This window comes from Lysobacter helvus, assembly GCF_018406645.1.
In the GTDB taxonomy this organism is placed as follows: Bacteria; Pseudomonadota; Gammaproteobacteria; order Xanthomonadales; family Xanthomonadaceae; genus Noviluteimonas; species Noviluteimonas caseinilytica.
Window position 1 is genome coordinate 354,866 of record NZ_AP024546.1, and the last position, 13,632, is coordinate 368,497.

The 13,632-nt window shown below is 69.0% G+C and carries 10 protein-coding genes; all 10 read right to left on the minus strand.

What is annotated here, in order from left to right; translation table 11 throughout:
• Positions 1–36 precede the first annotated feature (36 nt).
• A complete protein-coding gene (locus LYSHEL_RS01805) occupies positions 37–1,329 on the minus strand; it encodes an adenylosuccinate synthase (protein ID WP_213435337.1) in 1,293 nt (430 codons plus the stop codon).
• Between the two features lie 124 nt (positions 1,330–1,453).
• Positions 1,454–2,317, minus strand: coding sequence for a protease modulator HflC (gene hflC, locus LYSHEL_RS01810; protein WP_213435338.1), 864 nt, complete (start codon positions 2,315–2,317; stop codon positions 1,454–1,456).
• Positions 2,314–3,405, minus strand: coding sequence for an FtsH protease activity modulator HflK (gene hflK / locus LYSHEL_RS01815; protein WP_213435339.1), 1,092 nt, complete (start codon positions 3,403–3,405; stop codon positions 2,314–2,316). The genes hflC and hflK overlap by 4 nt, the downstream gene beginning before the upstream one ends.
• Before the next feature lie 73 nt (positions 3,406–3,478).
• Positions 3,479–4,807, minus strand: a complete 1,329-nt coding sequence (gene hflX, locus LYSHEL_RS01820; RefSeq protein WP_213435340.1) for a ribosome rescue GTPase HflX — start codon at positions 4,805–4,807, stop codon at positions 3,479–3,481.
• A gap of 171 nt (positions 4,808–4,978) precedes the next feature.
• Positions 4,979–5,266, minus strand: a complete 288-nt coding sequence (hfq, locus tag LYSHEL_RS01825; RefSeq protein WP_213435341.1) for an RNA chaperone Hfq — start codon at positions 5,264–5,266, stop codon at positions 4,979–4,981.
• A 156-nt stretch (positions 5,267–5,422) separates the two neighbouring features.
• On the minus strand, positions 5,423–6,379 hold the full coding sequence (gene miaA / locus LYSHEL_RS01830) for a tRNA (adenosine(37)-N6)-dimethylallyltransferase MiaA (protein WP_213435342.1): 957 nt from the start codon (positions 6,377–6,379) through the stop codon (positions 5,423–5,425).
• Positions 6,380–6,386: 7 nt separating this feature from the next.
• Complete coding sequence (gene putP / locus LYSHEL_RS01835) at positions 6,387–7,880, minus strand: sodium/proline symporter PutP (protein WP_213435343.1); 1,494 nt, start codon at positions 7,878–7,880, stop codon at positions 6,387–6,389.
• Positions 7,881–7,979: 99 nt separating this feature from the next.
• Entirely contained in the window at positions 7,980–10,517 is a 2,538-nt protein-coding gene (locus LYSHEL_RS01840) for a TonB-dependent receptor (protein WP_213435344.1), read from the minus strand.
• 33 nt (positions 10,518–10,550) lie between these two features.
• A complete protein-coding gene (locus LYSHEL_RS01845) occupies positions 10,551–12,581 on the minus strand; it encodes a tetratricopeptide repeat-containing sulfotransferase family protein (RefSeq protein WP_213435345.1) in 2,031 nt (676 codons plus the stop codon).
• Between the two features lie 136 nt (positions 12,582–12,717).
• Entirely contained in the window at positions 12,718–13,617 is a 900-nt protein-coding gene (gene folP / locus LYSHEL_RS01850; RefSeq protein WP_213435346.1) for a dihydropteroate synthase, read from the minus strand.
• Positions 13,618–13,632: the final 15 nt, after the last annotated feature.

Consider the following 13,632-nt stretch of genomic DNA (forward strand, 5'->3'; position numbering starts at 1 on the left):
GCTTGGCCGCGGACCCGGTGCAGGCGACGTGAGTCGTTACGCGAAGGGATCGCGCAGCACGATATTGGCGTCGCGGTCGGGGCCCGTGGAGACGATCGCCAGCGGGCAGCCCGCCAGTTCTTCCAGCGCGCGCAGGTAGGCGCGCGCGGCGGCCGGCAGCTTGTCCCATTCGGTGATGCCGTGGGTGCTGTCGTCCCAGCCCGGGAATTCGAGGTACACGGGCGTGCACTCTTCCCAGCCGGCGGCGTCCAGCGGCGCGTATTCGGTGCGCTTGCCGCGGTATTCGTAGGCAATGCAGATCTTCAGCGTCTTCATCCCGTCGAGGATGTCGAGCTTGGTGATGCACAGGCCGGTGATGCCGTTGATGGCGACCGCGCGCTTGAGCGCCACGATGTCCATCCAGCCGCAGCGGCGCGGGCGGCCCGTGGTGGCGCCGTATTCCTGGCCGCGGTCGCGGATGCCCTGGCCGACGTCGTCGTCGAGTTCGGTCGGGAACGGGCCACCGCCGACGCGCGTGGCGTAGGCCTTCGCGATGCCGAGCACGTAGTCGATCGCATCGGCGCCGACGCCGGTGCCGGCGAGCGCGCCGCCCACCGTGGTGTTGGACGAGGTGACGTACGGATACGTGCCGTGGTCGATGTCGAGCAGCGAGCCCTGCGCGCCTTCGTACAGGACCTTCTTCCCCTGCTTGCGCAGCTCGTGGAGGATGCCGGCAACGTCGGACTTCATCGGTTCGATGTACTGGCCGAACTCCAGCGCTTCATCGAGCGTCTTCTGGAAATCGACGGCGTCGGTCTTCAGGTACTGCGTGAGCACGAAGTTGTGGTAATCCAGCGTCTCGCGCAGTTTTTCGGCGAGTTCCTTCGGATAGCTCAGGTCGGCGACACGAATGCCACGACGGGCGACTTTGTCTTCGTACGCCGGGCCGATGCCGCGCCCGGTGGTGCCGATGGCCTTGCCGCCGGCGGCCTTCTCGCGCGCCTGATCCAGCGCGATGTGGTACGGCATGATGATCGGCGTGGCCGGGCTGATCTTCAGGCGCGAGCGCACGTCGACGCCGGTGGCTTCGAGTTCGCCGATTTCCTTGCGCAGCGCGCCCGGGTGCAGCACCACGCCGTTGCCGATCAGGCACAGCGCATCGGGGCGCAGGATGCCGGACGGGATGAGGTGCAGCACGGTCTTCTTGCCGTTGATGACCAGCGTGTGGCCGGCGTTGTGGCCGCCCTGGAAACGCACGACCGCCCCGATTTCCTCGGTGAGCAGGTCGACGATCTTGCCCTTGCCTTCATCGCCCCACTGGGCACCGAGAACGACGACTGACTGGCCCATGGCTGGCTCCTGCTGCGCGCAAAGGAAAAGCCGGAGGGCGAAGGGCCCGTCCGGCTTTTGCGGATTATCCGGGTTTCCGGCCCCCGCCGGAACCCCGCGCGCGTGAAGGCGCGGGGTTTTTTGCTCAGCGGTCGCTCTTCATGTACTGCAGGAACGGGTCGTCCTTGTCGAGCACGATGGTCGTGCCGCCGTCGGCGAAGGACTGGCTGTAGGCCTCCAGGCTGCGCTGGAAGGCATAGAAGGCCGGATCCCGGCTGGCCGCCGTGCCGTAGATGCGCGCGGCTTCGGCGTCGCCTTCACCGCGCAGCTTCTGTGCGTCGCGCTCGGCGTCGGCCACGATGACGACCTTGTCGCGGTCGGCATTGGCGCGGATCTGCGCGGCCTTCTCCTTGCCCTCGGCGCGCAGGCGGCTGGCCACCTGCTGGCGCTGGGCGCGCATGCGGCTGTAGACGTCGGCGATGACCTTGCTGTCGGTGGGCAGGTCGATCTGCTTGATGCGCAGGTCGACGATGCGCACGCCGAGCGTGGCCGCACCCTTGTTGATCGCGGCGAGCTGCTTGTTGACGATCAGCGCGCGATCGCCCGAGACCACCTGCGACAACGTGCGCGAGTTGATCTCGTTGCGCAGCGAGTCCTTGATGATCGGGGCCAGGCGCGCCTCGGCGGTTTCTTCGCTGCCGCCGGTGGCCAGGTAGAACGCGCGCAGGTCTTCGATGCGCCCGATGGCGAAGAAGTCGACGCTGACGTCCTTGCGCTCGGAGGTGAGGTAGCGCTCCGGGTCGGTGCTGATGACTTTGAGGCGGCGGTCGTAGATCAACGCGCTTTCGACCAGCGGCCACTTGAAGTGCAGGCCGGGGCCGCTGTCGGTGCGCACCACGCGCCCGAGGTTGAGGACGATGGCGCCCTCGCCTTCCTTGACGGTGTAGACCGAACCGAGCAGCAACAGCAGCGCCGTGACGGCGGTGGCGATCCAGGCGGAAACTCTCATCGGCTGTCCTCCGCGCGACCGGCGCGATCACCGCGATCCGGGCGCGTGTCGCTGCTGGGGGTGGCTTCGACGGCCGGCGAGGCCATCTCGATCGGGACGACCGGCGGGGTCGTCTGCGCGGGCGCGCCCGGCAGCGGGACGTACAGCAACTGGCGGCTGTCGCCGCCGACGATCTTGCGGTTGCGGCGCAGCACGTCCTGCACGGTTTCCAGCCACAGGCGCTTGCGCGTGACTTCCGGCGCGCCGTGGTACTGGTCGAGCAGCAGCGTGAATCGGTCCGCGTCACCGGTCGCCTTCGCGATGTTGGACGTCTTGTAACCCGAGGCCTCGGTGCGGATCTGCGCGGCCTGGCCGCGCGCCACCGGCACGACTTCCGCCGCGTATGCCTGCGATTCGCTGATCAGGCGGTCCTTGTCCTGCTGCGCGCTGTTGACGTCGTCGAAGGCGGGCTTCACTTCTTCCGGCGGACGGGCGTTGGGCAGGTTGAGTTCGGTGACGATCAGGCCGGTGCGATAGGCATCGAGCGAGGCCTGCAGGCGCTGGCGCGCGGTGACCGACAACGCACTGCGTGCGCCGAGCACGGTGTCGAGCGTGGAGCGGCCCACCTGTTCGCGCACGGTGCTCAGCGCCGCCTGCTGCAGCACGGCATCGGCGTCGCGGCTGCTGAAGAGGTATTGCTTCGCATCGCCCACGCGGTACTGCACGTTGATCTCCACGCGCACGATGTTCTCGTCGCGCGTGAGGACCGGCACGGAGTCGGAGAACGTCTTGATCTGCGTGGTCTCGACCTTGGCGACGGTCTCGATGGGCCAGGGCAGCTTGAAGTGCGGGCCGGGCTGCAGCACGCGGTCGAAGTGGCCGAAGCGCAGGACCACGCCGCGCTGCTGCGCGGTGATCAGCACGAAGGTATTGAAGGCAAGCCACAGCACGGCCAGCACGGCGATCCAGCGGCCGATGCCGCCGCCGCCATTGCCGAACAGGCCGCGCAACGGGTCGAGGAACCGGTCGAGGCCTCCGCCACCGCCACGCTTCTGCCACGGGTTGCGGCCATCCTTGTTGGAGGAACCGCCGGGGGTGTTCCAGGCCATGCCTGCTCCTGTGCGCCGCGGGCGAAGTCCCGACGGCTTTGCGCCACCGCCAGCGGCGGGACGACGAGCGATTCTAGGTGGGGGTGCCCGCCGCCTCAACCAAGAGCGGCCGGAGCGGTTCACCGTAGGCATGGGCGACGATGCGCTCGGCGTCGGCCTCGGCGAGGTCCAGGCTGAGGGTCCAGCCGTGTTCGTCGTGGTGTTCGGCCAGCACGGCGCCGAGTTCGTGCAGGCGGGCGCGTAGGCGGCCCGCGCCCGGCGGCAGGCTCACTTCGCCGGCCACGCGGCGCAGGCCCAGGCGTGCGCCGAGGGCGTCGCGCAGCAGGTCCAGGCCGTTGCCGTCGCGCGCGGAGAGCCAGACGCGTTCACGCGCGGCGCGCGCATGCACCGGGTCGTGCGCATCGCCGGTGGCATCGTGGCGCGCTTGCGCCCCTTCGATGCGATCGATCTTGTTGTAGACGAGCAGTTGCGGGATCTGTCCCGCACCGATTTCTTCGAGCACGGCGTCCACTTGCGCGATGCGTTCTTCGCGCAGCGGATCGGCGGCGTCGATGATGTGCAGCAGCAGGTCGGCTTCGCGCGCTTCGGCGAGGGTGGAACGGAACGCCGCGACGAGTTCGTGCGGCAGGTCGCGCACGAAGCCGACGGTGTCGGCCAGCACCACGCTGCCGCCCGGCAACGCGATGCGGCGCACGGTGGGATCGAGCGTGGCGAACAGCAGGTCGGCGGCGTACGCATCCGCCCCGGTCAATGCGTTGAACAGCGTGGACTTGCCGGCGTTGGTGTAGCCGACGAGGGCGACGCGCGGCAGTTCGCTGCGCACGCGCGCGCGGCGCATCTGCGTGCGCTGCACTTCCACTTTTTCGAGGCGGCGCTGCAATTGTTCGACGCGCTTCTGCAGCAGGCGACGGTCGGTTTCCAGCTGCGTTTCACCCGGGCCGCGCAGGCCGATGGAACCACCGCGCTGGCGCTCCAGGTGCGTCCACCCGCGCACGAGGCGCGTGGCCATGTGCCGCAGCTGCGCCAGTTCGACCTGCAGCTTGCCTTCGTGGCTGCGCGCGCGCTGCGCGAAGATGTCGAGGATCAGGCCCGTGCGATCGACCACGCGGCGCTCGAGCAGTTTCTCGAGGTTGCGTTCCTGGCCGGGCGAGAGCGGATGGTTGACCAGGATCAGGTCCGCGCCGCTGGCGTCGGCCGCGGCCTTCACTTCCTCCAGCTTGCCGGTGCCGATGAGCGTGGCCGGATTGGGCTTGTCGATGCGCGCGGTGAGCATGTGCGCGACGCGCGCGCCCGCGGAACGGGCGAGGTCGGCGAACTCCTCCACCGCGCCGTCATCCGGCGGACCGCCGGCGTGGGGCTGGATGAGGAGGGCGATTTCGCCCTTCTTGCTGCGTTCGAACATCGAGGAAGTCAATTCGGGACCGGGGACCAGGGACTGGGGACAAGGGAGATGGGGCGTGCGATCAGCAATCGCAATGCACGCGCACGATTGCAGAAGGACCGTTCAAGCAATGCGACGCAAATGGGACCGACGAGACCCCGGTCCCTGGTCCCCGGTCCCTCGTCCCGGCCGTTACTCGACCTCGTCGCCCTCGTCGCCCGGCCCGCTCTCCGACCCGTCGGCGGCCTGCACGTAGCCGCCGCCCGGGCCCACGCGCACGTTGCGCGCCGGCACCACGGTGGAGATCGCGTGCTTGTAGACCATCTGGCTGACGGTGTTGCGGAGCAGGACGACGAACTGGTCGAACGATTCGATCGTGCCCTGGAGCTTGATGCCGTTGACGAGGTAGATCGAGACCGGCACGCGTTCGCGGCGCAGCGCGTTCAGGAACGGGTCCTGCAAGGATTGGCCCTTCGACATGGGTGTTTCCCCAAGTTGTTGTTCGATGTTGGGACACGGAGCGCGCTCCGCCATCGCCCGACCCGCACTCCCCGCGGCGGCGACCGGCCGATGGTACACGGCCCGCCCTGCCCCGGGCGCGTGCACGCCGGCAGGGTCCGGCGGTACCACCGGAGGCTAGTCGAGGAAGGCGGCGACCGTCGACGCCAGCCTGCGATCGTCGCGGCCCGGCTCGCACCAGACCGCGTCGCGCTCGCCGCGCAGCCACGTCCATTGTCGTTTCGCGAGCTGGCGGGTGGCCGCGATGGCGCGTTCGCGGAACGCGGCCGCGTCGCCTTCGCCATCGAGGAATTCCCACGCCTGCCGGTAACCGACCGCGCGGATCGCCGGCAGGTCGCGCGGCGCGGGGTGCGCCTGCAGGGCGGGCAAGATCCGCAACGCGCGCACTTCGTCGAGGAAACCGGCCGCGAGCATCGCGTCGAAGCGCGCCTCGATGCGCGCATGCAGCACGCTGCGCTCGCGCGGGGCGAGGACGAGTTTCAGCACGCGCACCGGCAATCGCTGCGCGGCATGCGCGCGTTGCCAGTCGGAAATCGGGCGCCCGCTCGCGCGATACACCTCCAGCGCGCGCTGGATGCGTTGCGGATCGGTCGCGTGGATGCGGCGGGCGGCGTCGGGATCCACGCGCGCCAATTCGGCATGCAACGCGGGCCAGCCGAGGCGCGTGGCTTCGTCGGCAAGTTGCGCGCGCAGGGACGGATCGGCTTCGGGCATCGGCGCCAGGCCCTGCAGCAACGCCTGGAAATACAGACCGGTGCCGCCGGCGAGGATCGGCAGCTTGCCGCGCGCGACGATGTCGTCCAGCGCCGCGCGCGCATCGCGCGCGAAGTCCGCGGCCGAGTACGGTTCCCACGACTCGCGCACGTCGATCAGGTGATGCGGGATGCCCGCGCGTTCTTCCCGCGTCGGCTTGGCCGCGCCGATGTCGAGTCCGCGATACACCAGCGCCGAATCGACGCTGATGATTTCCCCGTCGTACTGCCGTGCGCACGCGAGCGCGAAGGCGGTCTTGCCGGATGCGGTGGGCCCCGCGATGGCGAGCGCGCGCGGGCGTTGGTCCTCGCGCGGATCCATCGTGGCCTCAGTACCCGTTCTCGGCGAGCGCGGCGTGCACCTGCGCGTGCGTTTCGCGCACCTGCGCCACCGGCACGCGATCAAGCACGCTGCCCAGCACGATCGCGACCGACGCAGCGATGAAGCCCGGCACCATTTCGTACAGCGGGCTGCCGGTCTGCTTCCACAGGATCACCGTGACGGCGCCGACCACCATGCCGGCCAGCGCGCCGTTGCGCGTCATGCGCGACCAGAACAGCGAGAACAGCACCACCGGGCCGAACGCCGCACCGAAGCCCGCCCATGCGTAGCTCACCAGTCCCAGCACGCGGCTGTCGGGATCGCGCGCGATCCACATCGCGAGCAACGCCACCGACAGCACCATCGCGCGGCCGAACCACACCAGTTCGCGCTGCCCTGCGCGCGGGCGCAGGAAGCCCTTGTAGAAGTCTTCCGTCAGCGCGCTGGAACACACCAGCAACTGGCACGACAGCGTGCTCATGATCGCGGCGAGGATCGCCGACAACAGCACGCCCGCGATCCACGGATTGAACAGCAGTTCGGCGAGCGCGATGAACACGCGTTCCGGGTTGTCGCGCACCATGCCGGACTGGCCCGGGTGCTCGCCGAAGTACGCGATGCCGAAGAACCCCACCGCCATCGCGCCGAACAGGCACAGCACCATCCACGTCATGCCGATGCGGCGCGCCTTGGGAATGGTGGCCAGGTCGTCGGCGGCCATGAAGCGCGCCAGGATGTGCGGCTGCCCGAAATACCCGAGCCCCCAGGCGAGCAGCGACACGATGCCGACGACGCCGAGCGTGCCGCCCTTGAACGGATCCAGCCGCGCCGGATCCACCGCGCGGATCGCCGCCATGCTGGTGTCGAACCCGCCCGAGCCCACGATCACGATCACCGGCGTGAGCACCAGCGCGAACAGCATCAGCGAGGCCTGCACCGTGTCGGTCCAGCTCACCGCGAGGAACCCGCCGATCAGCGTGTAGAGGATCGTCGCCGCCGCGCCCCACCACAGCGCCTGCGCGTACGGCACGCCGAACACGCTCTCGAACAGGCGCGCGCCCGCGACGATGCCGCTCGCGCAATACACGGCGAAGAACACCAGGATCACCAGCGCCGACAACACGCGCAGCACGCGGCTGCGATCGTCGAAGCGATGCGTGAAGTAGTCGGGCAACGTGAGCGCGTTGCGTGTCTTCTCGGTGTAGACGCGCAAGGGGCCCGCGACGAATTTCCAGTTGCACCACGCACCGAGGATCAGGCCGATCGCGATCCATGCTTCCGACAAGCCGCCGAGGTACAGCGCGCCGGGCAAGCCGAGGAGCAGCCAGCCGCTCATGTCGGAGGCACCGGCGGACAGCGCGGTGACGTAGCTCCCGAGCGATCGCCCGCCGAGGATGTAGTCGTCGAAGCTGTTCGTCGACCGGTACGCCGCGATGCCGATGCCCACCATGGCGAGCAGGTAGATGGCGAAGGTGATCAGGAGCGGCGTGCTGGCGGTCATGGGCGGGTTCCGTGCGCGATGGGCGAGTGTAGCCGCAGAGCCGGGCCGCAAAAAAAGGGCCGGCTTGCGCCGGCCCTTCGATCCACGTCGCTTATCGCATCAGAAATCGCGCGACCACCGCACCCCGAAGGTGCGCGGCGGGGTGCTCACCGTGTACGGCTGGTTGCCGCAGGTCAGCACCGCGCATTCGGCGAACTTGGAGAGCTCCGTCGTTTCGTTCGTCGCGTTCTTGATGAAGATGTCCATCGACCAGGCGCCGCGGCGCCAGCCCGCGGACAGATCCAGCGTGGTGTACGCGTCGAGCGTGCCGAGCAATGCCGATTCCGCATCGCGCAGGTCGGTGCGACGGTCGCCCTGGTGGAAGACCGCCCCCTGCACGTGCGCTTCGTACTCGCCGATGTCCCAGGTGTAGCGGCCCGTCAGGTTGCCCTTGAAGCGCGCGGTGATCGGCAGGCGTGCGCCGCTCAGCGCCTGCGGGCCGTCCACCGCCTCGCCGGTCTGCGGATTGATCGTGCCCGCCGGGCACACCGTGACCGGGTTGCCGAGCAGGTCGGTGAAGCCGCAGTAGGTTTCCGTGAGCTTGGCGTCGTAGTACGCAAAGCCGCCGGTCAGCAGGAAGTTGTAGTTCACCGCCCACTGCAGTTCGGCTTCCAGGCCGTCGATGCGCGCCTTGGCGGCGTTGCGGATTTCCGTCAGGCCGTTCTGGCCCAGGTACGAATACTGGAAGTCGTCCCAGTCCTGGCGGAACACGGCACCGTTGAACGTCAGGCGCTTGTCGAGCCACGAGGTCTTCCAGCCCATCTCGTAGTTCTTCAGGTAATCCGACAGGTATGGCGGCAGCGTGCCGCGGCGGTTGATGCCGCCCGGGCGATAGCCTTCCGAATACGTGGCGTACAGCAGCGCGTCGTCGGTCAGCTTCCAGTTGACGTTGAAGCGGCCCAGCGAGCCGCTTTCCTTGACACGCTTGTTGAACACCGAGCACGGCGCGCCTTCGTAACCGGGCCAGTTGGCGCGGTTGTCGCCGAACTGCAGGCGGCACGCGGCTTCGCCGTACGGCGGCACGCCGTTGGACTGCGCGCTTTCGAGCGAGGAATAGCCGTCGGCGAAACCGAAGTAGCCCTGCAGCCCGTTGGTCGAACGGAACCAGCGACCACCGGCCGTGACGCTCCACGCATCGTTGATGTCGAAGGTGAGTTCGCCGAACACCGCTTCGTCCTTGTCGTTGCGGTCCTGCTCGGTCAGCCAGATGGTGTCGGGCCAGCCCTGCACGCTCAGCGAATCGGCCAGGCCGTCGACGCGGTAGCGCTGCTCGATGTCGTGCTTGTGTTCCTGCCAGAACACGCCGCCGACGAAGCGCAGGCGATCTTCCGCCGGCGAGGCGATGCGCAGCTCGTGGCTGGTCATCGTGTACGCATCCTTCGCCTGGATGTACTGCGAAGGATTCACCAGGTTGAAGTCGTCGTCGTAGAAGTACGCGCCGTAGCCGGAGATCGTGTCGTACCAGAAGCCGTAGTCGCTGTAGTCGGCTTCGGAGTCCACGTCGCGCTTGAGGTGACCGAAGGCGTACGTGAGGTCGAAGTTGCCGATCTTGCCCTGGATGGTCAGCGCGGCCTGCGTCCAGGTGTCCTTCGAGGATTCCGGGTACGCGTGGTTGACCTTGAACTCGCCGACGCTCGGATCCCAGCCGGTGCTGCCGGTGGCCGTCTGCTTCTGGCCCATGATCATCGGCGTGATCGACCAGGCGTCGTTGAGGTCGAACTTCAACGCAACGCGCGCGCCCGTGGCGTTGGCTTCGTTGTAGTTGCCCTTCGCCAGGAGGTCGTTGTTCTGCACGATGCCCGAGGTCGGGAACACGCGCGTGCCCGCCACGTTGTCCACGTAGCCGGCGTCGTGCTTGTTCCAGCCCACGATGCGCACCGCGGTGCGATCGTTGATCGGCACGTTGACCATGCCTTCGAAGACGTGGCCGATGCCGCCGTTCTCGATCACGTTGACTTCCGCCGCGGCACTCGCGGCGAACGCCGACGCATCCGGCTTGTTGGTGATGATGCGCAGCGTGCCCGCCTGCGAGCTGGCGCCGTACAGCGTGCCCTGCGGGCCCGGCAGCGCTTCGACGCGGTTGATGTCGTACATGTGGACATCGAGCGCGCCGGTGATCGTGGTGATCGGCTGTTCGTCCAGGTACACGCCCACGCTGGGCTGCGAACCGGAATGGTTGCCGTCGCCGCCGCTGGCCACGCCGCGCATGTAGACCTGCAGGAAGCCCGGGCCGGAGAACACGCCGCCGCCGGCGGTGCCGAAGGAGACGCTGGGGATCAGCTTGGCGTAGTCCTGGAAGGACGCAACGTCATGGCGTTCGAGTTCCTGTTCGCCGACGGCCTGCACGCTGATCGGCACCTTCTGCAGGTCCTGCTCGCGCTTCAACGCGGTCACGGTGACCGTGTCGAGCGTGGCCTGGCGCTGCTGCGTGGTGGGCGCCGGTGCCGGCTGCTGCTGCGCCGGGTCCTGTGGCGCGGCTTGCGCGAACGCCATCGACTGGAACGCGACGTAGATGGCCGCGGCGAGCGTCCCCTTCGACAACGGTCGCAACGCTGCGTGGCGCGCGGGGGCGCGCCGCTGGTGTTTCGAGGTCCCCATTCCCGACTCCTTCCCTTGGTTGGTGAGCGAACGTCAGTGCAACGACGGGTCGGCGGGCACGGCGGGATACGCCGTGAGCACCGGACCCAGGTGTTCCTCCAGCGGCCCGAGCCACGGCGCGTAGTTGCGCCACTGGTCCAGGCCGTCGCGGTAGATCGGTTGGCGCACCTGTTCGGAACTCGCGGTCCGCACGGGGCGCGTGTTCTCGAAGAAGCGCAGGCATTGCGGGTCGAAATCCAGGCCGCAGAACGCCAGCAGGCGGCGCGTTTCGGCTTCGGTGTCATCGACCATCGATTCGTAGACCACGCGATGCACGCGGCCGGGCTGCACGCGGTCGAAGTGCGCCATCAGCGCGACGTAATCGCGGTAGTAGCGGCCGATGTCCTCCAGCCGGTAGCTGAAGTTCTGCCCGCGCGCGAACTGCTGCTTGAACAGCGAGAAGCCGCACGCGAGCGGATGCCGGCGCGCGTCGATGATCTTCGCGTTGGGCAGCGCGAGCATGATCAGGCCGACGTGCAGCCAGTTGTTCGGCATCTTGTCGATGAACAGCGGCGCGTCGGACTTGCGGTGGATGCGCGTGTGTTCGAGGTATTGCGCGCCGAGGTCGGCGATGGCACCGGCGTCGAGCGACGCGAGCACATCGTGGTAGTGCGTGCCGCCCTCGCCTTCCGCGCGGCGGCGCAGGTCGCGCGTGAGCGACAGCAGCTCCGGCAATTCCATCGTCCCTTCGACGGACGGATGGCTGGAGAGGATCTGCTCGATGAGCGTGGAGCCCGCGCGCGGCATGCCGACGATGAAGATCGGATCGCGCGCGTCGCAGCCCATGCCGGCGCGTTCGCGGAAGAAGTCCTGCGTGTACAGCGCCATCGCCTTGCGCACGCGCAGCGTGGTGTCGCGCGCTTCGTAGGGCACCAGCGCGACGCGCTGCGCGTTGCCGCGGCGGTAGTGTTCGAACGACGCGGCGAATTCCTCTGCGTCTTCCAGCGCCTTGCCCAGCGCGAAATCCAGGTGCAGGCGGTCTTCCGGCGAGAGGTTGGTGCGCGCGAACTGCGCGCGCAGCGTGGCGATGTCCTCGGCGGTGAAGCGGAACGTCTTGAGGTTAGCCAGGCTCCACCACGCATCGCCGAACCAGGGCTCGAGCGCGGCGGCGCGCCGGTAGGCGTCGATGGCGTCGGTGGTACGGCCCGCGGTCTTCAGCGCATGGCCGTAGCTGAGCCACAGGCGCGCGTGGCGCGGATATTCCTTCGACAGGCCTTCGTACAGCGCGATCGCAGAGTCGTAGTCGCCCGTGCGGCACTGCACGACCGCTTTCAGCGTGCGATAGCCGGCGTTGCCCGGATCCTTCGCGAGCAGCGTTTCGATTTCGGCCAGCGCTTCGGCGGGCTTGTTGGCGCGATGCAGGACCATCGCGTAGTGGTGGCGCGCGGCTTCGAACTGCGGCGCCAGCTCCACGCAGCGCGCGAGCAGCGACTCGGCGTCTTCGATGCGGCCCATGCGCGCCTGCGTCTCGGCCAGCATGCGCAGCGCGGCGGTGTCGGTGGGCGAGCGGCGCAGGTGGGTGCGCAGCGTGGCTTCGGCTTCCGGGATGCGGTTGGCCTGCAAGGCGCTGGCGGCCTGCAGCAGCGCCGGTTCGCGCACGGAGTGCACCAGGTGGGCGGCGTAGGCGGCGTCGGCGGCGGCCTGGTCGCCGACGGCGGAGAAGTGGTCGGCCAGCGCGAGCCAGGCGCGCGGGAGTTCGGGTTTCAGCGCGACGGCGCGCTGGAGCGCGGCCACTGCATCGTCGCCGCGGCCGCTGCGGCCCAGCGCGATGCCCAGTTCCAGCTGGACGGCCGGCGACCGGGGTTGCTCGAGCGCGAGGGGAACGAGGATGTCGGTGGCGCTGCGCGGATCGCCGCACGCGGTGTGCGAGGCGGCCAGCAGCAGGCGGGCGACGGGGTGGCCGTGGACGACGCGGAGGACTTCCTCGGCCTGGCGGCCGGCGAGCGCGGGGTCCGTGGACAGCAGCTGCGACGCGTGCGCCAGCGCGCTTTCGACGGAGGCCGTGGGCTCGGGTGCGTGGGTCATTCGGCCACCAGGACTGCACCGGCTCGGGACGTGGGCCGAGACTAGGCTGCGCAAGGCGCGCGGTGCAAGGGTCGGAAGCGGTTACACGCGGCTTTTGCACGCATCGGATGCGCAAGTTGCCGGGCACGCCGGCAGGTCAGTCGTCGTCGGGCCAGCGGATCGCAGGGGCTGCGTCACGGGCGCGGGGCGCGGGCACCGCATCCACGGCGGCCCAGATCTTCAAGGCATCGACCGTGGCCGCGACGTCGTGGACGCGCAGCAGCTTCGCCCCGCGCTGGGCCGCGATCAGGTGCGCGGCCACCGAGCCGTGCACGCGCGCGTGCGGATCGTCGCGCCCGGTGAGCTGGCCGATCGTGCGCTTGCGCGACAGGCCGGCGAGCACGGGCACGCCGAGGTCGGCGATCGTGTCCAGGCGCGCGAGCAGCGCGATGTTGTGCGCGGTGGTCTTGCCGAAGCCGAAGCCGGGATCGACCACGATGCGCGCCTTCGGGATGCCCGCCATCTCCGCGGCGAAGATGCGTTCGGCGAGGAAGCGGTGCACGTCGCCGACCACATCGTCGTACTGCGGCGCGTCCTGCATCGACCGCGGCTCGCCGAGCATGTGCATCAGGATCACGGGGACGTTGAGCGAAGCGGCCGCATCGAGCGCGCCTTCGCGACGGAGTGCGTAGACATCGTTGATCATGCCGGCACCGGCGGCGATGGCGGCGCGCATGACCTCGGGTTTCGACGTGTCGATGGAGATCGGCAGCGTGGTGGCGCGCGCGAGGGCTTCGATCACCGGGATGACTCGGCGGAGTTCTTCTTCCAGCGGCACGTCGTCGGCACCGGGCCGCGTGCTTTCGCCGCCGATGTCCAGCGCGTCGGCGCCCTCCCCTGCCAGGCGCAGGCCGTGGGCGATGGCCGCGTCGGTGGTCGCGTGTTCACCGCCGTCGGAAAACGAATCCGGCGTGACGTTGACGATGCCGATGACGCGCGGCCGGTCGAGCTTCAGCGCGCGGCCGGCGCAATCCAGGGTGGGGGTGGTGTCGAACATGCGGGGGCTCCTGTC

Coding starts and splice junctions, on each gene's coding strand:
- LYSHEL_RS01805 (WP_213435337.1), bottom strand. CDS start 1,329: ATGGGCCAGTCAGTCGTCGTTCTCGGTGCCCAGTGGGGCGATGAAGGC.
- hflC (WP_213435338.1), bottom strand. CDS start 2,317: ATGAGAGTTTCCGCCTGGATCGCCACCGCCGTCACGGCGCTGCTGTTG.
- hflK (WP_213435339.1), bottom strand. CDS start 3,405: ATGGCCTGGAACACCCCCGGCGGTTCCTCCAACAAGGATGGCCGCAAC.
- hflX (WP_213435340.1), bottom strand. CDS start 4,807: ATGTTCGAACGCAGCAAGAAGGGCGAAATCGCCCTCCTCATCCAGCCC.
- hfq (WP_213435341.1), bottom strand. CDS start 5,266: ATGTCGAAGGGCCAATCCTTGCAGGACCCGTTCCTGAACGCGCTGCGC.
- miaA (WP_213435342.1), bottom strand. CDS start 6,379: ATGGATCCGCGCGAGGACCAACGCCCGCGCGCGCTCGCCATCGCGGGG.
- putP (WP_213435343.1), bottom strand. CDS start 7,880: ATGACCGCCAGCACGCCGCTCCTGATCACCTTCGCCATCTACCTGCTC.
- LYSHEL_RS01840 (WP_213435344.1), bottom strand. CDS start 10,517: ATGGGGACCTCGAAACACCAGCGGCGCGCCCCCGCGCGCCACGCAGCG.
- LYSHEL_RS01845 (WP_213435345.1), bottom strand. CDS start 12,581: ATGACCCACGCACCCGAGCCCACGGCCTCCGTCGAAAGCGCGCTGGCG.
- folP (WP_213435346.1), bottom strand. CDS start 13,617: ATGTTCGACACCACCCCCACCCTGGATTGCGCCGGCCGCGCGCTGAAG.